Consider the following 19,831-nt stretch of genomic DNA (forward strand, 5'->3'; position numbering starts at 1 on the left):
GGTTCAAGGAATGAGAGGGTGGAACGGTAACCGTTCCAGTTCAACCGCCAAGGCTCAGGCCGCCTTGTCCATCTCGGCCATCTGCTGGATGGCGACATAGTCGGTCTTGCCCGTGCCCAGAACCGGCACCTCGGTCACGCGCATGATCTTCTTGGGCACGGCCAGTTCCGGGGCGCCGTGGCTTCTGGCCCATTCGGCCAGGCGGCCGACATCGGCGTCCTTGCGGTCGGTGACCAGCACCAGCTTCTCGCCCTTGCGGGCGTCGGCGATGGAGACGACGGCATGGCGCGCTTCGGGCCAAACGGCGCTGGCCAGACCTTCAACGGCGGTCAGGCTGACCATCTCGCCGCCGATCTTGGCGAACCGTTTCACCCGTCCCAGGATCGCGACATAGCCGTCTCGGTCCACATCGACGATATCGCCCGTGTCGTGCCAGCCGCCCGCCAACGGTTCGATCACCTGGGGGTCGTCGGCCGACAGATACCCCTTCATGACATTGGGACCGCGCAGATACAGCCGCCCGCCCGCCTCGATGCCCGGCACCGGCGTCAGCTTCCACTCCATGCCCGGCAGCATCTGGCCGACCGTGCCCGGTCGGTTGCGGTCGGGATGGTTCACGGCGACGACCGGCGCGGCCTCGGTGGCGCCATAGCCTTCCAGCAGCTTCAGCCCGCCGAATTTGGTGTTGAACAGGTGATGGGTCTCGTCGCGCACGCGCTCGGCGCCCGCCACCACGAATTTGAGCGTCGAGAAGTCGTCCGGCCCGGCGACGCGGGCGTACTGGTTCAGGAAGGTGTCGGTCGCGAACAGGATCGAGGCCTTCACCTCGGGCAGCAGTTCGACAATCTGTTTGGCGTGCAACGGCGACGGATATTGGAACGCCTTCATCCCGCACAGCAGCGGCAGCAACACCCCGCCCGTCAGCCCGAAACAATGGAAGGTCGGCAGCGGGTTGAACATCACCCAGTCGGGGTTCAGGTCGATATGGGCGGCGACCTGACGGACGTTGGCGGTCAGATTGGCCTGGCTCAGCACCACGCCCTTGGGGGCGCCGAAACTGCCCGAAGTGAACAGGATGACGCCGGGGTCCTCCAGCTTCGTCCGCACACGGAACCGGCGCGGCGCCATGCCGGCCAGCAAGCCGTAGATCTTGTCCTGAAGTCCGATCGTCTTGCGCACGTCGTCCAGCCAGACGATTTCAGCGACGCTGGACAGGTCGTCGATCAGCCCTTCCAGCTTGGCCTGCTGGATGAAGCGTTTGGCCGTCAGGACCTTCTTCACGCCCGCGGCCTTGATGGCGGCCTTCAAGTTCCGTTCGCCCGAGGTGAAATTCAGCATCACCGGCGTGCGCCCATGGGCGTGCAACCCATAGAAGGTCACCACCACCCCAGCGCTGGAGGGCAGCAATACGCCCACGCGCTCACCCGGTTCGGTCATGGCGGCCAGCTTCCTGCCCAGGACGAAGGCGGCGCGGATCAGACCGGTATAGGTCAGGGGCCTTTTTAAAGAACGGCTGCCACAGCAGCGAAGAGGTGCGCATTATACAGAGCCTAAAAACCCTGTCAAGTACCTTGTTTCGAAAACCGCTTAACCACCGAAACAAACCACTTGGCGCAAGCATCGCAATACCTACCGCAACACCCCCTCCACCGCTTCGGAACACTTCATCGTGCGCCGCAGCGAAGAGAGGCCGAATTATAAAGACCAATCACTACGTGTCAACAAGATTAAGAAAATAAATCCTGTCTGTCACAAACATCCTGCCTCTTTCGGGGCGAGGTTCATTACAGCAGTCCACAAGCTCCGGCGCCGCCGGCCGCTTTGATCTTTCCCTATCCAGTCCGCCCCCCCCCGGTTGCTCAACCACATCCCTTGATGCGGCCAACGCGGCCCAGTTCAAGAGCTGCTAAGTGGTCCATTCGGCCAGCGCCCAGCCTTTCGGGCCTGTGGATGCCCCAAGCTCCCGCCGGGCACAATTGTAAAAAATGTTAAAAACGTAAATAACGGCAAAGGCATCGGCAGATTGGTGATCAGCAGTGTTACGGTAGGTCTTGTTCGACGACGTTGGGTTGAGGGTCTCCATATGAATGCTTTTGATTTCAGCCGCCTGCCGCGCATCCTCCTGACACTGGGAGTCGTTACGGTTGCAGGCTTGTGGATTGCAGAAGAGGCCGGGTGGCTGAAGATAGCAACGCCGATGGATGCCCTTCCGGCGGATCCGAGGGTTTCCGAGCCCTTGCCTGTTCGCGTCACACTCCAGGGTGTGATTGCAGGTGACCAGAACACGCCGGGCATCGCGATTCTTGCGGAAGCTGGCAAGCGGCCGCTGCTGGTGCCCGAGGGCGCACCGTTCAATGACGATCTGCATGTGGAAAGGGTGATGCCTGATCGGGTTGTCCTGCGGCAGCGCAGTTCGGGAGCGCCCATCGTACTTGCCCTGAGCCTGATGCCCGACGACATACCGGTCAGCCCCGGGATGGAGAAAGGGCACATCAGCGACTCGCAATGGAGGGATGATCCGCCGCCGCCACGTCCCGGTCGGGAGATGCCCGGCGCAGCCGACATACCGTCCAGCCGCTGAACCCGCCGCCCGCGGCAATCGGCCGCACCGGCTCTCCAGAGAAGGTCCTACTCGCTATTTGCCGCACTGTCTTGCGCAGGCAGTGCTTGCACCGCACAATTGGCCGTCATTCTCAAGGGCCAATCCATGCCCGCACCCGATGCGCACCTGACGCTGCCTGCCAATCCCGTCGCCTGTCACGAGTGCGATCTGCTGCAGTCCGAGCCACGGCTTGCGCCCGGAGAGACAGCCCGCTGCGTGCGCTGCGGCGCCGTGCTGGCCCGCAATCCTCCAGACAGTCTGGACCGCAGCCTCGCCCTGACGCTCACCGCGACAGTTCTCTATGTGATCGCCAACGTCTATCCGCTTGTCGGCCTGGAGATGCAGGGGCGACAGGTCGAAGTGACGCTCATCGAGGCCGTGCAGATCCTTTGGAAAGGAGGGGTTGAGCCTGTGGCGGCCCTGGTGTTCATCACAGCACTGCTGTTTCCCGTACTTGAATTGCTGATGTTCCTGCTGGTCCTTGTCCCCTTGCGCCTGGGGCGGGTATCACCACGGCTTGCCACCTTTTTTCGCCTGGTAAGGTCGGTTCAGCCATGGGGCATGATGGAGGTCTTCCTGCTTGGCATGCTGGTCTCCCTGGTCAAGCTCTCGCACTTGGCCACCGTGCTGCTCGGCCCGGCATTCTGGGCCACCGCCGCTCTGATCGTGGTACTGACCCTCGCCGCCCGGGCCTTTGATACCCGCCTGCTGTGGCAAACCCCTGTCGCGGAATCAGGCCGGTGAGAACCGACTACCCCACGGCACGCCAGCTTGGTCTGATGAGCTGCCATGTATGTGGTCAGCTCGCCCAGGCGCCGGACACGACGAACCGGTCTTTGCGCTGTCCGCGCTGCGGCACGCCCATGCATATGCGCAAGCACGCAAGCCTGTCCACCACCTGGGCCCTGATTGCGGCGGCCATCCTGCTGTATGTCCCAGCCAATCTGATGCCCATGATGGTGACGGCGTCGCTGCTCGGCAGCCAGGAGGACACCATCATGAGCGGCGTCGTCTTTCTATGGCAGTCGGGGTCATGGCCGCTGGCTACCGTGGTTTTCTTCGCGAGCGTAATGGTGCCTTTGCTCAAGATCATCGCCTTGATCTACCTGACCGCATCCGCCCAGCGCCGTTCGCGCCATAACCTCATCCAGCGCACACGCCTCTACCGGCTGGTGGAATTTGTCGGTCGCTGGTCGATGCTCGACATCTACGTCATTACCATTCTGGTAGCACTGGTTCAGTTTCAGGGGCTCGCCACCATCCAGGCCGGCCCTGCCGCGGTGGCATTCGGAGCGGTGGTCGTCGTGACGATGTTTGCGGCGATGAGCTTCGACCCCCGTCTCATCTGGGACCCCCTCTCCGATCCCACCCCACGTCGGCCAGACCATGACTGATCCAATTCCCCCCATTCTTCCAGTGGCCGTGGTGGAGCGCCCCCGGCGCTTCCGCATTCCCTTGGTGTGGGTCATTCCGCTGGTGGCCGCCCTGATCGGTCTCTTCCTTGCGGCGCGCACCTACTATGAGCAAGGCCCCACCATCACCATTGCCTTCCGCACCGGGGTAGGCCTTGAGCCTGGCAAGACCCGCATCAAGTACAAGGATGTGGACGTTGGCCAGCTAAGTTCCGTGGCACTGGCGGACGATGGCAGCCATGTTGTAGCCACCGCCCGGCTGGCCCGGGAGGCAGCCCGGCTGCTGGTGGATGACACTCGTTTCTGGGTGGTCAGCGCCCGGGTTTCGGGCAGTTCGGTATCCGGTCTGGACACCCTGCTGTCGGGCGCCTATATCGGTATGGACGTGGGCAAATCCAGTGAAGCCCGGCGCCATTTCACGGGGCTCGATGAGGCGCCGGTGGTCAGTTTCGACGTTCCGGGCCGCTACTTCTCACTTGAGGCGCCCACCCTGGGCTCGCTGGACGTCGGCACTCCCGTGTACTACCGCCGCATCCCGGTCGGCCAGGTCACGGGCTTCCGCCTGGACAAGACGGGCAAGCACGTGGATCTGCGCATCTTCGTCAAAGCACCCTATGACCGCTTCGTGACCACCGACACGCGCTTCTGGAACGCCAGCGGCGTGGACGTCAAGCTCGGCGCCGATGGCGTCCAGGTCAATACCGAGTCGCTGACCTCGATCGTCGCAGGCGGCCTGTCCTTCCTGACGCCCGAGTCCGGCGACAGTGAGCCAGCTCCCCAGGATCAGGCATTTCATCTCTTCAACACCCGGGAACAGGCTCTCAAGCAACCACACACGGTGGTCCAGCACTACCTGCTGCGCTTTACCGAGAGCGTGCGTGGTCTATCGGTGGGGGCGCCGGTGGAGTTCCGTGGCATCCAGCTCGGTGAGGTCAGCGCCATCCATGCTGACATCCAGAAGGGGGCCACCGACATGGGTCTGCTGGTCGAGGTCGCCATCTACCCGGGGCGAATGGAGGCCCGTCCCGATGTCGGCAAGCCCACCTTCTTCGGCAAGGGCTACCGGGACAAGGATTTCCGCAACTTCATCGACAAGCTGGTGAACAACGGCCTGCGGGCTCAGCTACGTAACGGCAACATCGTCACCGGTCAGCTCTATGTGGCTCTCGATTTCTTCCCCGGCGCCAAACCGGGCAAGGCGGACTGGGCCGCCAAACCGCCAAGCCTTCCGACCCAGCGGGGCAGTCTCGATGAACTGCAGACAACACTGCTGCGCATCGTTGACAGGCTCGACAAGTTACCCCTGAGCGAAATCGGCCAGGACACCCATAAGGCCATCGCCGGACTCGGACGCACCATTGAGGAGGCGGAGGCCTTGGTCAAGCGCATTGATGGTCTGGCCAAGGGTGACGTGCGTGATACCGTGGTCGAGGTGCGTGCCGCCATTGCCGACACTCGCAAGTTGCTCGCCAGTGACGCCCCCTTGCAGCAGGATCTGCGAGCCAGCCTGCAGGAACTCACGCGTGCTGCTCAGGCCCTGACACATCTGGTCGAAACCCTCGATCGTCATCCCGAAGCCCTGCTGCGCGGCAAACCCGAGGAAAAACCATGAGCCGGCTACCCCTGATCCTTGTTTGCGCCTTGCTGACAGCCTGCAGCGGCACCCCGCCGGTGCGCTACTACACCCTCGGGCCCTTGAGCCCGGCCAGCCCCGCCATCAGCAGCGGCCCGGGTCTGGTGATAGGGCCGGTGGGCGTGCCGGCAACCATCGATCGCCTGCTCATCGTGCGCCAAGTAGATGGCGCCCGGGCCGACGTGTCGGACGGGCACCGCTGGGCAGCCCCCCTGAAGACCGAGATCGCCCGCCGGGTGGCCGTCGAACTGTCCCGGCGCAGCGGCAACGGCCGAATCGTATCGTGGCCCCAATCGAGCATCATCGAGCCCGAGATGAGCGTACCCATCGACGTCCAGCGCTTTGACGCGGAAGGCTTCGGGAAGGTCACGCTGGAGGCGGTCTGGACCTTGCGCAAGGGGGGGAAGGATGTGGTCGGTCGGCGCTTCGCGGCCACCGAGCAGGTAGGCGAACCCACCTGGGAAGCCCTCGCGGCGGCCCATGGACGTCTCGTGGACGCCCTGGCAGCAGACATCGCCTCGGCACTTCCGATCACGCGCACCCCCTGACACCGGGGCCCTGCAGCCCAAACTCAGGCGGACGCCCTGGCCTTGCGTGCAGCAGGCCGTCGGGTGGCCGCCTTCGCCCGCGACGGCTTGATGCGTGCCAGACGCCGGCGGATCTCGTCGGAGTCCATCCACAGATCACTGCCCTGCAGGATGTGGGCAATGTCCGTCGCGCTCAGGAAAGGCGTGCACAAACGGGTGGTCACCTTCTCGAACCAGCTTCCCAGGGCATGCACCTCAGCCAGTTGTTCGCTGCCCTTGCCGGCAAAGCTGCTTGAGTAGGTGTGAAACATCAGTTGGCAGTTGTCATGGACGATCAGCTCGTCACCGCTCAGAAAAATGAACGCCGCCATTGAATAGGCACGCGCCTCCAGTACCGTAACCACGTGGGCGTCGGACGCCAGCATGTTGTTGATGATCTGCAGTCCGGTGTTGAAATCGCCGCCAGGCGAGTTGATGTGCAGATAGATCAGGTCTGTTTCTGCGGCGCTGCGCAGCGTGTAAAACAGCTCGGTGTAGTACTGGGGAGCCTGCAGCTCACCACACAGGTAATAGGACACCTGATGAATCGGCACATGCCGCTCGTAGCGCACCAACCCTCCAAAAGGCTCCGCCAGATCTTCGTCCGGCTCTACCTCCCGTCCACGCGCCGGTGATTGGTCAAGCATGACAGACTCCTCCCGATGGCTACGACCTGCCCAGTATGCGACGGGGTCCGGGTACCCGGCAAGCCGGACCGCGAAGGCCGGGAAGCCCGCTCCGAGGCACACGTCAGCCGCGGTTTTCACTCCCCCGCGCTGACCGGCTCCCAGGTCCTGTGAAGGGCGCATTCCCGGGGCAGAACAGGGATCGGGAGGCTTCTCGGAACGCCCCTTCGCGCCCCTCCGCCCTTGATGCGATAATCCGGCCTTTACATCTTCGGTGCCCGGCCTTGCGGGTGCCTGCCTGCGCATGCATTTTTCCTTGCCGGACTTCTCCGCCTGCCGTGTGCTCGTGTGCGGCGACGTGATGCTTGATCGATACTGGCACGGGGCAACGGCACGCATCTCGCCGGAAGCACCGGTACCGGTGGTGCAGGTAAAGAACGACGAAGTGCGTGCAGGAGGCGCCGGCAACGTGGCGCTCAATGCGGCCTCCCTGGGGGCGCAGGCGCGGGTCATCGGCCTGATCGGTGATGACGAAGCTGGCCGCCTGCTTGGGGAGAGCCTGGCCGCCCGAGGTGTTGCCTGTGCCTTCGAGCGTCTGTCCGACGCGCCGACGATCACCAAGCTGCGGGTCATCTCGCGCCACCAGCAGCTCATCCGCCTGGATTTCGAGGAACGGTTCGATGCCTGCCACGCCCCCCGGGTGGCCAATGCCCTGACCGCCCACCTGGAGGGCATCGATGTGCTGGTGCTGTCCGACTACGCCAAGGGCACCCTCGCCGACGTGCCGGCCCTGATCGCCCTGGCCCGGGCCCGGGGTGTGCCGGTGGTGGTGGACCCGAAGGGCAGCGACTTTTCCCGTTACCGCGGCGCCACCCTCGTCAAGCCCAACCTCTCCGAATTCGAGGCCGTGGTCGGCCCCTGCCCGGACGAGGCCACCCTGATCGCCCGCGGCGAGGCCCTGCGCGCCGAGCTCGACCTGGAGGCCCTGCTGGTGACCCGCGGTGAACAGGGCGTAACCCTGCTCCAGCGCGGCCAGCCGGCCCACCACCAGCCCACCCGGGCACGGGAAGTGTACGACGTGACCGGCGCTGGCGACACGGTGTCGGCGGCCCTCGGCTGCGGCATTGCCGCTGGCCTCAGCCTGCTCGAAGCCACCGCCCTGGCCAATCTGGCAGCCGGCGTGGTGGTGGGCAAGCTGGGTACTGCCACCGCCTCGCTGGACGAACTCTATGCCGCCATGGACACCCATTCGCCCGTGGCCCGTGGGCGCATGGCGGTGGAGGCGCTGATCAGCGCCGCCCAGCGCGCCCGTGCCGCCGGTGAGCGCATCGCCGTCATCGTCGGCCCTGTCGGCGCACCGGGGGCGGCCTTGCTGGCCCGTCTCGAACAGGCCGGCCGCCAGGCTGACCGGGTGCTCCTCGTCGAGCCCGCAGACACGGACGCGGATGCCCTCGCAGTGCTTGCGGCCCTGCGCCAGGTGGACTGGGTGGTGAGTGCCGACCCGGCCGGCCACGCCGATCTGCTGGCCCGGATCGGGCCCCACCTGTTGCTGCCCGCGCGCCCATGATCATGGACATCTCGACCACCAGCGGGCGTGTGCGCGCCTGGCTGGACATGCACCTGGTGGATCACGGCGCCGTCCGCGCCGTGTATAGCAATTTCTACAATCTGGGCGGCGGCATGTACCGCAGCAGCCAGCCCAGCCCGGCCCAGCTACGCAAGTACCGGCAAAGCCTCGGTCTGCGCAGCGTGATCAACCTGCGCGGCGCCCACGGCTACGGCTCCTACGCCCTGGAGAAGGAAGCCTGCGCGCAGCTCGGCATTGCCCTCCACGACGTCAAGCTGTACTCCCGCACGCCGCCGGAGGTCGAAGAGGTGCACGCCATGGACGCACTCTTCAAGACCATCGAATACCCCGCCCTGCTGCACTGCAAGTCCGGCGCCGACCGGGCCGGCCTGGGGGCCGCCCTGTACCGCATCCTGCACCTGGGTCACCCGGTCGAGGCGGCCATGGCCGAGCTGGGCTGGAAGTACGGCCACTTCAAGCAGGCCAAGACCGGCGTGCTGGATTTCTTCTTCGCCACCTACGTGGCCCGCAACCGCCAGTCGCCCATCGGCTTCCTGGAGTGGGTGAATACCGAATACAACCGCCTGGACATGCACAACCGCTTCCGCGCCGAAGGCTGGGCCAGTCTGATCGTCGACAAGGTCCTGCACCGGGAATGAAAAGCACCTTCCTGCTATACCGCCGCCTGCTCGGCTCCATCCGCCCCTACAGCAAGGTGGTGGCCCTGTCGGTGCTGGCCATGATCGCCGCGGCGTCGCTGGAGCCGGTGCTGCCGGCCCTGCTCAAGCCACTGGTGGACGAGAGCCTGATCAAGAAGAACCACGTGGCCCAGTGGCAGGTGCCCCTGTTCCTGATGCTGGCCTTCCTGGCCAAGGGGGTGGCCGAGTACGCCGCCAACGTGTCCAGCCAGTGGATCGCCCATAAGGCCATCACCGATCTGCGTCAGCAGGTCTTCCGCCACCAGATGCACCTGCCCATCCCGGTGCACCAGGCCGAGGCCGGCGGACGCATGCTGTCGCGCATCCTCTACGACATCCCCCAGGTGGGCGCGGCCCTGTCCAACGCCTGGATCATCGTGGTGCGCGACACCCTGATCATCATTGGCCTCACCGGCTACCTCATCTACACCGCCTGGGAACTGACCCTGGTCATCGTCGCCATCGCCCCCATCGTGGCCTGGCTGATCCGGGTGGCCAGCCGCAAGCTGCGCGGCTCCAACCAGGAGATGCAGGAGACCACCGGCCGCCTCACCGGCATGGTCGAGGAGACCCTGGGCGGGGTGCGCGAGATCAAGCTCTTCGGCACCCACGACCACGAAGACCGGCGCTTTGGTGAGGTGGCCGAGCGCCTGCGCAGCCAGACCATGCGCACCGTGCGGGTGTCGGCCGTCAACGTGCCCCTGGTGCAGGTGCTGGCCGCCGCGGCCGTGGCCACCGTAATCTGGACGGCCACCTCCCTGTCGGCCCAGGACAAGCTCAGCCCCGGCGAATTCGTGTCCTTCGTCACCGCCATGTCCATGCTCTTCGAGCCTATCCGCCGCCTGACCAACATCAACGCGGTGATCCAGCGCGGCCTGGCCGGCGCCCAGAGCATCTTCGAACTGCTCGACACCCCCGCCGAGGTGGATACCGCCACTGGCCGCTTCCCCCGCGCCATCGGCGAACTGCGCTTCGACGATGTGAGTTTCAGCTACCCCGGTCAGGCGGAAGCGGCCCTCAGCCATTTCAGCCTCGACGTGCATCCCGGCCAGACGGTGGCCCTGGTGGGCGCCTCCGGCAGCGGCAAGACCACCCTGATCAACCTGATCGCCCGCTTCTTCGAACCCGGCAGCGGCCGCATCCTGCTCGACGGCGCCAGCCTCGACAGCCTGCCCCTGGCCCACCTGCGCCAGCAGCTCGGATGGGTCGGCCAGCAGGTGGTGCTGTTCGACGACACCATCGCCGCCAACATCGCCTATGGCCGGCCGGATGTGCCCGCAGCCGACATCATCGCCGCTGCCCGTGCCGCCCACGCCATGGAGTTCATCGACAAGCTGCCCGACGGCCTCGCCACCCGCGTCGGCGCCAATGGCAGCCAGCTCTCCGGTGGCCAGCGCCAGCGTATCGCCATTGCCCGGGCCTTTCTGCGCGATGCGCCCATCCTGCTCCTCGACGAGGCCACCTCGGCCCTCGACAACGAATCCGAGCGGGCTGTGAAGGATGCGCTGGTCGAGCTGCGCCGCAACCGCACCGTGATCGTCATCGCCCACCGCCTGTCCACCATCCGCGACGCCGACCGCATTGTCGTCATGGAGCGTGGCCGCATCGCCGAGGCCGGCACCCATGACGAGCTCGTCGCCCGCGGCGAAGCCTATGCCCGCCTGCTGGCCAGTGGCGAGCAGGTGGCCCGGGATGAGGCCTGAGGTCATCCCATGAGCGACCGCGTTGCCGTTTATTTCGTTGCCTCGCCGCTCCAATACCTGGCCGCCCGGCGTATCGCCGAAGCCCACGAGGCCGGCGCCCGCCAGGTGCTGGTGTGGTACAAGCCGGGTGTCACCCCCATCGTCCGCGAGGCCGACTGGGATGCGGCGGTGTACATGCCCTGGCCGCGCTGGGAGCCCCTGCCGGGGCCCTTCGGGCGCCTGCGCCGGCAGCGTGCCAACATCCGCCTGGTGGCCGGCTTGGTCGGCCGCTGCAGCACCCTGCACATCCACAGTGCGGTCTTCGATACCGAGGCCATCAACTACTTCCTGCGCGCCCTCCCGCGGGCGGCGGGTGCCACGCAGATGCACGCCCGCATCCTGCCCGATGGCCTCATCAGCATCCGCCGCTATCCCCTGAGTGCGGCCAAGCGTCTGGCCCAGTACGCCCGCAAACTGCGCCGCCTGATCGCACCGGAACTCGACTACTGGTGTTTTTCCGGCGACCGCATCGGTTCCGACGCGCCCTTCTGCGACCGCATCTATGTGCTCCCCGGCCTGCCCCACGAATACCCGGCCGACAAGGTGGTGGTGCTGCCGCCTCTGGTCACACCGCGGGGCGACTGGGCCGCCGCGGGTGGCCCGCGGCGGGCGCTGGTCATCGGTCAGCCCCTGGTAGGTGCCGGCCTGATGAAGGCCGCCGATCGCGATGCAGTGAGGGAAGAGATCCACGCCTGGCTGGCCGCCGAAGGCATGGCACAGATCTTCTACAAGGGGCACCCCAAGGATCCGGAACTGGAGCTCAATCACCCCGACTATACGGTGGTAACCCTCGACGAACCCCTCGAAGTGCACCTCGCCAACACCCCCTACGATGCAGTCGTCGGGGTGCGCTCCAGCGCCCTGCTGTTCGCCCGCCAGACCAGCCCGGCGGCGACCCGGGTGGTGGCCTTCGGCTGGGACCGGGTGCGCTTCAAGTCCGATGACGAGATGCGTCAGATGCGCGAAGCCTTTCGCACCACCGGGGTGAGCCTGCACGATGTGCCCTGAGCGCCTGCATTCAGCGCAGCCGAACCGGGGGCTGCCGGCACTGGTGGCCCGCGTTGCTCCCTGGCTGCTGCCCTTGTTCCTGCTCGGACTGATGCTCTCGGCCGGTCTGGCCCGAAATCTGGCTGTCCTGATGGCTGCCGGCGGGCTGGTGCTGGCCGTTGCGCCCGGGAATCCGCTGGACCGCCTTGATCGGCGCTTCATGCTGGCCTGCGCGGTGCTGCCGGTCACCTATCTGCTCAACATGGCGCTGCTTGGCTGGAACGCCCGCGCCCTTGAGCGACCGGCCCACCTGCTGGCAGCCGTGCTGATATACCTCTTGTTCCGACGCCTGGGCATCTCTCGTCCATCAGTCTTGTTCGGACTTGCCCTTGCCGGGCTGGCGGCGGGAACCGTGGCAGTCATGGCCGTGGGCAGTGGTGGTGGCCAGGGCTTGCTGGCCCTCAACTCGGGGCGGCCAATGGGCCCGTTCTCCAGCCCCGGGCCCTTTGGCAACTACAGCGCCGTGGTCGCCGTGGCCGGGCTCGCCGGTGGTCTGGCGGTGGGGGTGCGCACGCTGACCGGGACGCCGGCCTTGGCCCTGCTGGCCATCACTGGCGGGCTGATGGCCGCCCTGTTGTCCGAAACCCGCTCCGCCTGGGCCGCGTTGCCGCTGATGTCCATCGCCGTCCTGATCATGCCCGGCCGTCGCCCGATTCCCCGGCGCTGGGTGATGGCAGGTGTCGTCTCGGCTGTACTGGCTGCCCTGCTGGCCAGCGAGCTGGTCGGGGCACGTCTGGCTGAAGGGATCGCCGAGGTCCGCGCCTACCTGGCCAATCCCGGCTCGCCCAGCGCCCGCGAGACCTCCCTCGGGCTGCGCCTGCTGAGCTGGCAGTGGGGCTGGGATCAGTTTCTGGCCAACCCGGTGTTCGGCATCGGCCTGGGAAATTTCCGCAGCGCCGTGGCAGCGGCGGTGGCGGCGGGTACCCTGCCACCAATCCTGAGCACCTTTGGCGGGCTGCACAACCTGTTCATCGACCATCTCACCACCACCGGCCTGGTGGGCACCCTGGCCATGCTGGCCTTCTGGGCCGGCACCCTGGGCCATTTCGTCGCGGCACGGCGCAGCCCGGATGCGGACAAGCGCCTGTTTGCCACCTGGGGGCTGGTATTGCTGATCGGCGAGCTGGTGTTTTCCAACGTGGGGTCGATGTTTGCCTCGTCCCTCGGCACCCTCGGTTTCAGCGTGCTGCTGGCGGTGTTTGCGGCCGGCGCCCATCCGGCCACGCCGGCACGGGCCTGAACAGGCTCAGGTCCATAGGCCCCGGGCAGCCAGCAGGCTGCCCAGCTTGAGGGCGTCGAGGCGCAGCTTGAGGCCACCACGGGCGCGTATCTGGAGGATCTTTCGGGCAGGCACAGCGCGGCCGGCATGAATCAGGTTCTTCACCAACCGACGGCCCTGCATCGAGCGCAGTAGCCCCGCCGGTGCCTTTTCCAGCCAGGCCAACAGGTCGGACTCGGGTAGCGCCCGGTGGAAGTTGAAGAGGCCATGGAAGCCGAAGACGGGCCCGCTGGGCGCTTCCAGTTCAAACGAGAAGCGCCGTGCCAGTTCCAGCGGCGCAAAGCGGATGCCGTGCTCCCCCTCCAGACGCGCCCGGTATAGCTCGCAGATGCAGTAGTCCTCGGGCTGCAGGTCGCAGATCTGCGGATCCTGCAGTGCGTCGAGCAAGCGCCGCGAGCGCAGCGAAAAGCCGCCGTTGCCCACCGGTGGCGCCCGGTGCGGCCAGGGGGCGCCCAGATAGTCGTAGTCGAGAAAGGCCGGATCCCAGGCGTCGGCATCGAGGATGAAGCTGTCCCACTGCATCACCAGCACATGGCTGCCGGTCACGTGGGTGCCCAGGGACTTGATGATGAAGGCCGAGTAGTCGGCCACGCTGCGCAGGCGCGCCACCGGCTGGACGCGGATGCGCGGGTCGGGGCTGACATAGCCGGCCACGGTCAGCAGGACTGCCTCGCCGAAGCAAGCCTGGTCGAGACAGCGCTGCATCGCAAAAACCGCCAGCTCGGGGTGACGGGTATCGAGGCAGAGCAGACTGACGTTGGGGAGCTTGAGCATCCGGGGGGCGGGCCGATGATCCGGCAAGACGGGCAAACCCGGAAGGGTAGCGCAAAGCGGCCACCAACAGATTTCCCCGACGAAGATCGGACGCACGATTCGAGGGATTACGGCACAATGCGGGCGATATGTCGCGCGCGTCCATCATGCCGAGCCCCGTTTCTTCGTCCGTGCCTGCTGTTTCCCCATTGCAAGCTCCGGCACCCGCTCCAGCGGGCGGGCGCCCCTACCTCGTCTTCATGCGCACGGGCGCCAACGGCCTCTATCCGGGCTGGCTGGCGCAGGAGCCCGGGCGCAACTGGGATCTCTTCCTCAGCACCTATATCCCGATGCCGGACCACCCGGCAGCCATTGCCACGGAAATGGGTGGTTACAACAAACTGGAGCACTTCCGCGACTGCGTCCTTTCGGGCAGCCTTGATCTGAGCCCCTATCGCCTGGTGTTACTGGCCGACGACGACCTGGACGTGACCGCGGGCAGCATCTCGGCCTTCTTCGAGAGCGCCGACCGCCTGGGACTCACGGTGTCCCATCCGGCCCAGGACTGGAGCGGCTACTGGTCATTGCGCATCATGCTCAGAAACCCCCTGGCCGAGTGGCGCGAGACCAATTTCGTCGAGATCATGTGTCCCTGCCTCGACACCGCTTTCGTGACGAGCAAGCTGGCGGATTTTCCCGTCACCCGCAGCACCTGGGGCAGCGATTACGCCATCAGCCACCTGGCGCGGGCCGGCGGTGGGCGGGTGGGTATCGTCGACACGGCGGTGATCCGCCACGTCAAGCCAATCCAGGCCTCCGGGGTGTTTTACCGCAAGCTGGCTGGCGATGGGGTGGTGCCCGCCGACGAGCTCCAGGCCGTTCTCGATACCTTGCCGCCCCAAGAGCGGTCACCCCGGGTGCTTGGCATCCACGTCCGCCCGGGCCCCCTGCAGTGGCTGCGCCGAAGTCTGGCCGGTCTGGTCGAGAAGAAAAAACGGGAAGTGATGAAGCTCTTCGGGCATCGCCAGGACCGGGAAGACTGATCGGCATGCACATCTTCATCATCAACCTGGAGCGCGCCACCGAACGACGCGAGACCATCCTGCGCCATCTGCGCGAGCTGGGCCTCGAAGCCGAGATCCTGCCGGCCGTCGAGGGCGCCCGCCTGCCGCCGGGCAGCCTGCCCCCAGGCACCCATCCGGGGCTGTCGCCCGGCGAGATCGGCTGCTATCTGAGCCATGTGCGCTTCTGGGAAACCGTGGTCGCGCGGCGCCTGCCCCACGCCATCGTCCTCGAGGACGACGTGCTGTGCAGCCCCAGCCTGATGCGCGTTGCCACCGAGACAGCGGCCCTCGGGCTGCCCCTGGACGGCCTGCGCCTGTCGGCCCTGCGGCCCATCCGTGGCCTGCCCATCGCCACCCTGTCGGGCGGCGAGCGGCTCATCCTGCCCACCAAGAACCCCAGCGGCACCCAGGGTTACATGGTCAGTCTGGCCGGCGCCCGGCGCCTGCTGGCGGCCCTGTCGGTGCCCCGTTGCCCCATCGATACGGCGCTGGACGCCTACTGGAAGCATGGCCTCCGAGTGCCCCTGGTGTCTCCCAGCGTGGTGACAGAGGATGCCAGCATCGCCAGCACCATCTCCGGGCGCTTCGGAACCCATCGCAGCAATCGCTTCGTTCAGCACATCACCCGGGTGGCCCAGTCCCAGCGGCGCAAACTGACCGTTTTCCTGATGGCGCGCCAGTTACGGCGGCGTCTGGACAGCCTCCCCAAGGGGAATGGGGCAGAATAGCGCCCCTGCCGCCGACCCTTGAACCGCCCCCGGCCTCAATGACCACACCCGACCTCCCCCGTACCGTCGTCGTCCATCACCGCAGCGGCATCGGCGACCTGATCTGGCACATCCCTTACCTGCGCGCCATTGCCGCCGTCAGTGCGGGTGGCAAGGTCAGCGTGATCGCCCGTCCCTCGTGCCGGGCCGCCGAGGTGCTGGCGGCGGAGCCGTGCATCGACGAAGTCATCGAGTTCGACCGCAAGCCGCGGAAGAGCGAGCGCCGGGTCGGCCGCCACGATGGCCTCGGTGCCCAGTTGGCCTTTGTGGCCGAACTGCGGGCCCGGCGCTTCGGGCGCATCTTCATCTTCTCGGGGCGTGCGCGCTATGCCGCCCTGGCTCTGCTGGCGGGCATCCCCCGGCGAGCCGGCTTCGGCTTCACGGCGGTCGAGCGTCTGCTCCTCAACCAGCCTCCTTACATCCGCCCCTACCGCGGGCCGGGCAACTGGGTATATCCCGAGGCCACGGATTTCTGTGTTGCCCATGGCCTGGTGAGCGGCCCGGTGGTGCCGCGGATGGCCGTCGCCACGGCCGCCCTGACCACCGCCGGGCGGGATCTCGCCCCCCTGCCCGAGCCGCGCTATGCCTTCTCCATCGGCACCTCCGAAGCCCGCAAGAACTGGGGCACGGAGCGCTTCGGCGCCCTCGCCGCGGCCCTGGCCGGGCGCGGCGGCAGCGTGGTGCTGCTGGGGGGGCCGGCCGAGCAGGGGGCCGCCGAATCCATCCTTGCCGCCGTTCCGGCCGCGCTGCGCAGCCGCGTGATGGTCTCCGCCCAGGCCTCGGTACAACGCTCTGCGGCCCTGCTGCGCCATTGCCAGTACTGTGTCGGTAACGACACCGGCGTGCTCAACATGGCGGTCGCCAACGGCGTGCCGGCCCTGGGCCTGTTCGGGGCCACCCCGCCCCTGGCCCATGACCCGCTGCTCCAGGCCCTGGCCGGGCAGGGCATGGATGCCATCACGGTGGACGCCGTCGTGGCCCGCCTGGCCGAGCTGGGAGCGCCCTGATGCGCGTCCTGATCGTGCGCAGCTCCGCCATCGGCGACGTGGTGTTCGCCTCGGCCCTGCCCGGAGCGATCCGGCGCCGCCACCCGGATGCCCATATCGCCTGGCTGGTGGAGCCGGGCATCCATGAGCTGCTGCTGTCCGATCCCGACATTGACGAAGTCATCCCCTGGTCCAAGGGCGAGTGGGTGCGCCTGTGGAAGTCCGGCCAGCGCCTCGAACTGTGGCGGCGCGTGCGCCAGCTACGGCGGGAGCTGCACGCGCGCCGCTTCGATCTGGCCCTGGACCTGCAGGGCCTGCTCAAGAGCGGCTTCCTCACCTGGCTGTCGGGGGCGCCCCGGCGGGTCGGGCTGGGCTCCAAGGAAGGCAGCCAGTGGCTGATGAGCGAGGTCATCCCGCGGGGGGGCGAGGCCGCCCGGATCGGCTCCGAATACCAGTACCTGGCCCGCCAGATGGGCTTCGACGCAGGGGATTTCCTGCCCACCCTCACGGTGGCCCCGGCGGCCGATGCGGCGGTGCTGGGCACCCTCGCGGAGCACCGCCTGACCCCGGGGGCCTACGCGGTGTTCGCCCCCTTCACCACGCGGCCCCAGAAGCACTGGTTCGAAGACGCCTGGCAGGCACTGGCCCCGCTGCTGATCAAGGCCACCGGCCTGACCCCGGTGATCCTCGGCGGCCCGGCCGATACCGAGGCCGCCGCGCGCATTGCCGCCGCCGACCCGCGCATCGTCAACCTGACCGGCAAGACCCGCCTGCCCGAGGCGGTCGCGGTGATCGCCCACTCGGCCCTGCTCATCGGCGTGGACACCGGCCTCACCCACATGGGCACCGCCCTGGCCCGCCCGACGGTGGCCATCTTCGGCTCCACCTGCCCCTACACCGACACCGGCCGGCCCACCGGCAGCGTGATCTGGCTGGGCATGGAATGCTCCCCGTGCCGGCGTCGCCCCACCTGCGGCGGCAAGTTCACCTGCCTGCGCGACATCACCCCGGCCATGGTGCTGGAACGCGCCCGGGCCATGCTCGCCGCCGGAGGCGCCGCGCCATGAAGATCCTCCACGTGGAAGCCGGCAAGCACCTCTACGGGGGCGCCCGCCAGGTGCAGTACATCACCGAGGGCCTGGCGGCCCGGGGCATCGACAGCCTGCTGGCCTGCCCCATCGACAGCGAGATGAGCCGTCAGCCGCCGGCCGGTGTGCGCGTGCTGCCCATCCGCATGGGCGGTGACGCCGACATCGGCCTGGCCTTCCGTCTGGCGCGCCTGATCCGTGCCGAACAACCCGACCTGGTGCACCTCCACAGCCGCCGTGGCGCCGACACCTGGGGCGGTCTGGCGGCCAAAATGGCAGGCGTGCCCTGCGTGCTGTCGCGGCGGGTGGACAACCCCGAGTCGCGCCTCGCCGTGGCCCTCAAGTACCGGCTCTACGACCACGTGATCACCATCTCCGAGGCCATCCGCCAGGTGCTGCTCGACGAAGGGCTGGCGGCCGACAAGGTGAGCTGCGTGCGCAGCGCCGTGGACCCGGCACCCTTCCTGGCGCCCGTCGATCCCTCCGCCTTCCGGGCCGAGTTCCGCCTGCCCCAGGATGCCCTGGTGATCGGTGTGGTGGCCCAGATGATTCCCCGCAAGGGCCACCGCTACCTGTTTTCCGCCCTGCCCGGGCTCCTCGAACGCTATCCCGAACTGCAGGTGCTGGTCTTCGGCCAGGGGCCGCTGCTCGGCGAGCTTCGCAGCGACGTGGCCGCCCGCGGGCTCGACGGCGTGGTGCATTTCACCGGCTTCCGTCACGACCTGGCGAGCTGGATCGGCGGCCTCGACATGCTGGTGCATCCGGCCGAGATGGAAGGCCTGGGCGTGTCCCTGTTGCAGGCCGCGGCGGCCGGCGTGCCGGTGATCACCAGCCGCGCCGGCGGCCTGCCCGAAGCCGTGCAGGATGGCGTCACCGGCATCCTGTGCCCGCCCGGTGACGTGGACGCCCTGGCCGCGGCCATCGACCGCCTGGCCGGCGATCCGGCCCTGCGCCGCCAGTACGGCGAGGCCGGCCGGCAGCGCATCCTGGCCGAGTTCTCCATCGGGCGCATGGTGGACGGCAACCTGGCCCTCTACCACCAGGTGCTCGGCCGGTGAAGATCCTGACCGTCCTGCGCAGCGTGAAGAGCGGCGGCGCCGAGCGCCACGCCCTGCAGCTCATGCGCGGCCTGCGGGCACGGGGCCACGAATGCCTGTATGCCGGCCCCATGGCCGGCTGGCTCGGCCAGCAGCTCCGGGCCGACGGCTTCGGTGGCATCGATCTGCCTCTGATGGGGCTCTACGACGTGCCCTCCCTGGTCCGTCTGGCCCTCTACGCCCGCCGCCAGCGGGTGGATCTGCTCCACGGCCACCTGACCCGCAGCGCCTGGTATGTGGGCTTTGCTGCCCGCCTGGCCGGCCTGCCCAATGTGGCCACGGCCCACTCCGACAACGCCGGCAAGCATTTCGGCCGGGCCGACCGCATCATCGCCGTGTCCGGCGCGGTGGCCGACTTCCTGCAGCGCGAGGGCTACGACCCGGCGCGCATCCGCATGGTGCACCACGGCATCGCCGACATCGCGGCGCGACTGCCTGCCGATGCCCGCCAGAGCACCCGGCACGGCCTCGGCCTGGCCGACGACGAACCCTGCCTGCTGATGGCGGCCCGCATCGTCCCGGCCAAGGGCCACGACACCGCCCTGCGCGCCCTGGCCCGCCTGTGCGAACAACGCTGGACCCTGCTGCTGGCCGGTGATCATCACGGCGACCTGGGGCCGCAGATGCAGGCCCTGGCACGGGAACTCGGCATTGCCGAGCGGGTCCGTTTCCTTGGGCTGCGGGAGGATGTGCCGGCCCTGCTGGCGGCCTCCGATCTGCTGCTGGCCCCGTCGCGGCGCGAAGCCCTGTCCCTGACCCTGCTCGAAGCCTCGGCCTGTGCCCTGCCCATCGTCGCCAGCCGCGTGGGCGGCATCGGCGAGGTGGTGGAGGACGGAGCCAGCGGTGCCCTGGTGGCGCCGGACGATCCGGCGGCCCTGGCGGCGGCCATCGCCCCGCTGCTGGC

The 19,831-nt window shown here is 67.6% G+C and carries 19 protein-coding genes; 16 read left to right on the top strand and 3 right to left on the bottom strand.

The window, feature by feature from the left end:
- Positions 1-54: 54 nt before the first annotated feature.
- Positions 55-1,494, bottom strand: a complete 1,440-nt coding sequence (locus tag J0L98_RS17410; RefSeq protein WP_296413138.1) for an AMP-binding protein — start codon at positions 1,492-1,494, stop codon at positions 55-57.
- Between the two features lie 532 nt (positions 1,495-2,026).
- Between J0L98_RS17410 and J0L98_RS17415 the strand changes: the two genes are divergently transcribed.
- The 5 genes from J0L98_RS17415 (at position 2,027) to J0L98_RS17435 (ending at position 6,195) form a co-directional block, all read left to right on the top strand.
- Positions 2,027-2,581, top strand: coding sequence for a hypothetical protein (locus tag J0L98_RS17415; RefSeq protein WP_296413118.1), 555 nt, complete (start codon positions 2,027-2,029; stop codon positions 2,579-2,581).
- Between the two features lie 126 nt (positions 2,582-2,707).
- Complete coding sequence (locus tag J0L98_RS17420) at positions 2,708-3,346, top strand: paraquat-inducible protein A (protein WP_296413119.1); 639 nt, start codon at positions 2,708-2,710, stop codon at positions 3,344-3,346.
- Positions 3,343-3,996 carry a paraquat-inducible protein A gene (locus J0L98_RS17425; protein WP_296413120.1) on the top strand — a complete coding sequence of 218 codons (654 nt, stop codon included), beginning with the start codon at positions 3,343-3,345 and terminating at the stop codon, positions 3,994-3,996. Before J0L98_RS17420 ends, J0L98_RS17425 begins: the two co-directional genes overlap by 4 nt.
- Complete coding sequence (locus J0L98_RS17430; RefSeq protein WP_296413121.1) at positions 3,989-5,626, top strand: MlaD family protein; 1,638 nt, start codon at positions 3,989-3,991, stop codon at positions 5,624-5,626. The genes J0L98_RS17425 and J0L98_RS17430 overlap by 8 nt, the downstream gene beginning before the upstream one ends.
- Entirely contained in the window at positions 5,623-6,195 is a 573-nt protein-coding gene (locus J0L98_RS17435) for a PqiC family protein (RefSeq protein WP_296413123.1), read from the top strand. The genes J0L98_RS17430 and J0L98_RS17435 overlap by 4 nt, the downstream gene beginning before the upstream one ends.
- A gap of 23 nt (positions 6,196-6,218) precedes the next feature.
- Here J0L98_RS17435 and J0L98_RS17440 read toward each other — a convergent pair whose 3' ends face one another.
- Positions 6,219-6,860 carry a Clp protease ClpP gene (locus tag J0L98_RS17440; RefSeq protein WP_296413124.1) on the bottom strand — a complete coding sequence of 214 codons (642 nt, stop codon included), beginning with the start codon at positions 6,858-6,860 and terminating at the stop codon, positions 6,219-6,221.
- Between the two features lie 253 nt (positions 6,861-7,113).
- On the opposite strand from J0L98_RS17440, the gene rfaE1 reads away from it, so the two are divergent.
- From rfaE1 to J0L98_RS17465, 5 genes are read left to right on the top strand one after another with little or no spacing between them, the layout of a single operon-like run.
- Positions 7,114-8,406: a D-glycero-beta-D-manno-heptose-7-phosphate kinase gene (gene rfaE1, locus J0L98_RS17445; RefSeq protein WP_365955012.1), complete on the top strand. Its 1,293-nt coding sequence runs from the start codon at positions 7,114-7,116 to the stop codon at positions 8,404-8,406.
- A gap of 2 nt (positions 8,407-8,408) precedes the next feature.
- Complete coding sequence (locus J0L98_RS17450; RefSeq protein WP_296413125.1) at positions 8,409-9,065, top strand: sulfur transferase domain-containing protein; 657 nt, start codon at positions 8,409-8,411, stop codon at positions 9,063-9,065.
- Entirely contained in the window at positions 9,062-10,807 is a 1,746-nt protein-coding gene (gene msbA, locus J0L98_RS17455; RefSeq protein ID WP_296413126.1) for a lipid A export permease/ATP-binding protein MsbA, read from the top strand. The genes J0L98_RS17450 and msbA overlap by 4 nt, the downstream gene beginning before the upstream one ends.
- A 9-nt stretch (positions 10,808-10,816) precedes the next feature.
- Entirely contained in the window at positions 10,817-11,854 is a 1,038-nt protein-coding gene (locus tag J0L98_RS17460; protein WP_296413127.1) for a polysialyltransferase family glycosyltransferase, read from the top strand.
- Positions 11,855-11,897: 43 nt separating this feature from the next.
- Positions 11,898-13,133, top strand: coding sequence for an O-antigen ligase family protein (locus J0L98_RS17465; RefSeq protein WP_296413128.1), 1,236 nt, complete (start codon positions 11,898-11,900; stop codon positions 13,131-13,133).
- Between the two features lie 6 nt (positions 13,134-13,139).
- Here the strand turns inward: J0L98_RS17465 and J0L98_RS17470 are convergent, their stop codons facing one another.
- Entirely contained in the window at positions 13,140-13,946 is an 807-nt protein-coding gene (locus J0L98_RS17470; RefSeq protein WP_296413129.1) for a DUF5672 family protein, read from the bottom strand.
- A 146-nt stretch (positions 13,947-14,092) separates the two neighbouring features.
- Here J0L98_RS17470 and J0L98_RS17475 point away from each other — a divergent pair, with 146 nt between their 5' ends.
- From J0L98_RS17475 to J0L98_RS17500, 6 genes are all read left to right on the top strand, one after another.
- A complete protein-coding gene (locus J0L98_RS17475) occupies positions 14,093-14,968 on the top strand; it encodes a hypothetical protein (protein ID WP_296413131.1) in 876 nt (291 codons plus the stop codon).
- A gap of 5 nt (positions 14,969-14,973) precedes the next feature.
- Positions 14,974-15,717 carry a glycosyltransferase family 25 protein gene (locus J0L98_RS17480; RefSeq protein ID WP_296413132.1) on the top strand — a complete coding sequence of 248 codons (744 nt, stop codon included), beginning with the start codon at positions 14,974-14,976 and terminating at the stop codon, positions 15,715-15,717.
- Positions 15,718-15,755: 38 nt separating this feature from the next.
- A complete protein-coding gene (locus J0L98_RS17485) occupies positions 15,756-16,763 on the top strand; it encodes a glycosyltransferase family 9 protein (RefSeq protein WP_296413134.1) in 1,008 nt (335 codons plus the stop codon).
- Positions 16,763-17,809 (top strand): glycosyltransferase family 9 protein, encoded by a 1,047-nt coding sequence (locus J0L98_RS17490; RefSeq protein ID WP_296413135.1) that lies wholly within the window; start codon positions 16,763-16,765, stop codon positions 17,807-17,809. Before J0L98_RS17485 ends, J0L98_RS17490 begins: the two co-directional genes overlap by 1 nt.
- Positions 17,806-18,888 (top strand): glycosyltransferase, encoded by a 1,083-nt coding sequence (locus J0L98_RS17495; RefSeq protein WP_296413136.1) that lies wholly within the window; start codon positions 17,806-17,808, stop codon positions 18,886-18,888. The genes J0L98_RS17490 and J0L98_RS17495 overlap by 4 nt, the downstream gene beginning before the upstream one ends.
- The coding region (locus tag J0L98_RS17500; protein ID WP_296413137.1) for a glycosyltransferase at positions 18,885-19,831 on the top strand (947 nt) is incomplete at its 3' end. The genes J0L98_RS17495 and J0L98_RS17500, both read left to right, overlap by 4 nt.

The organism is Zoogloea sp. (assembly GCF_017302315.1).
Taxonomy (GTDB): Bacteria; Pseudomonadota; Gammaproteobacteria; order Burkholderiales; family Rhodocyclaceae; genus Zoogloea.

What these genes read in the sequence shown, in the direction of transcription:
- J0L98_RS17420 (WP_296413119.1), top strand. Translation starts at nt 2,708, where the DNA reads ATGCCCGCACCCGATGCGCACCTGACGCTGCCTGCCAATCCCGTCGCC.
- J0L98_RS17430 (WP_296413121.1), top strand. Translation starts at nt 3,989, where the DNA reads ATGACTGATCCAATTCCCCCCATTCTTCCAGTGGCCGTGGTGGAGCGC.
- J0L98_RS17435 (WP_296413123.1), top strand. Translation starts at nt 5,623, where the DNA reads ATGAGCCGGCTACCCCTGATCCTTGTTTGCGCCTTGCTGACAGCCTGC.
- J0L98_RS17440 (WP_296413124.1), bottom strand. Translation starts at nt 6,860, where the DNA reads ATGCTTGACCAATCACCGGCGCGTGGACGGGAGGTAGAGCCGGACGAA.
- J0L98_RS17450 (WP_296413125.1), top strand. Translation starts at nt 8,409, where the DNA reads ATGGACATCTCGACCACCAGCGGGCGTGTGCGCGCCTGGCTGGACATG.
- msbA (WP_296413126.1), top strand. Translation starts at nt 9,062, where the DNA reads ATGAAAAGCACCTTCCTGCTATACCGCCGCCTGCTCGGCTCCATCCGC.
- J0L98_RS17460 (WP_296413127.1), top strand. Translation starts at nt 10,817, where the DNA reads ATGAGCGACCGCGTTGCCGTTTATTTCGTTGCCTCGCCGCTCCAATAC.
- J0L98_RS17470 (WP_296413129.1), bottom strand. Translation starts at nt 13,946, where the DNA reads ATGCTCAAGCTCCCCAACGTCAGTCTGCTCTGCCTCGATACCCGTCAC.
- J0L98_RS17475 (WP_296413131.1), top strand. Translation starts at nt 14,093, where the DNA reads ATGCCGAGCCCCGTTTCTTCGTCCGTGCCTGCTGTTTCCCCATTGCAA.
- J0L98_RS17480 (WP_296413132.1), top strand. Translation starts at nt 14,974, where the DNA reads ATGCACATCTTCATCATCAACCTGGAGCGCGCCACCGAACGACGCGAG.
- J0L98_RS17485 (WP_296413134.1), top strand. Translation starts at nt 15,756, where the DNA reads ATGACCACACCCGACCTCCCCCGTACCGTCGTCGTCCATCACCGCAGC.
- J0L98_RS17490 (WP_296413135.1), top strand. Translation starts at nt 16,763, where the DNA reads ATGCGCGTCCTGATCGTGCGCAGCTCCGCCATCGGCGACGTGGTGTTC.
- J0L98_RS17495 (WP_296413136.1), top strand. Translation starts at nt 17,806, where the DNA reads ATGAAGATCCTCCACGTGGAAGCCGGCAAGCACCTCTACGGGGGCGCC.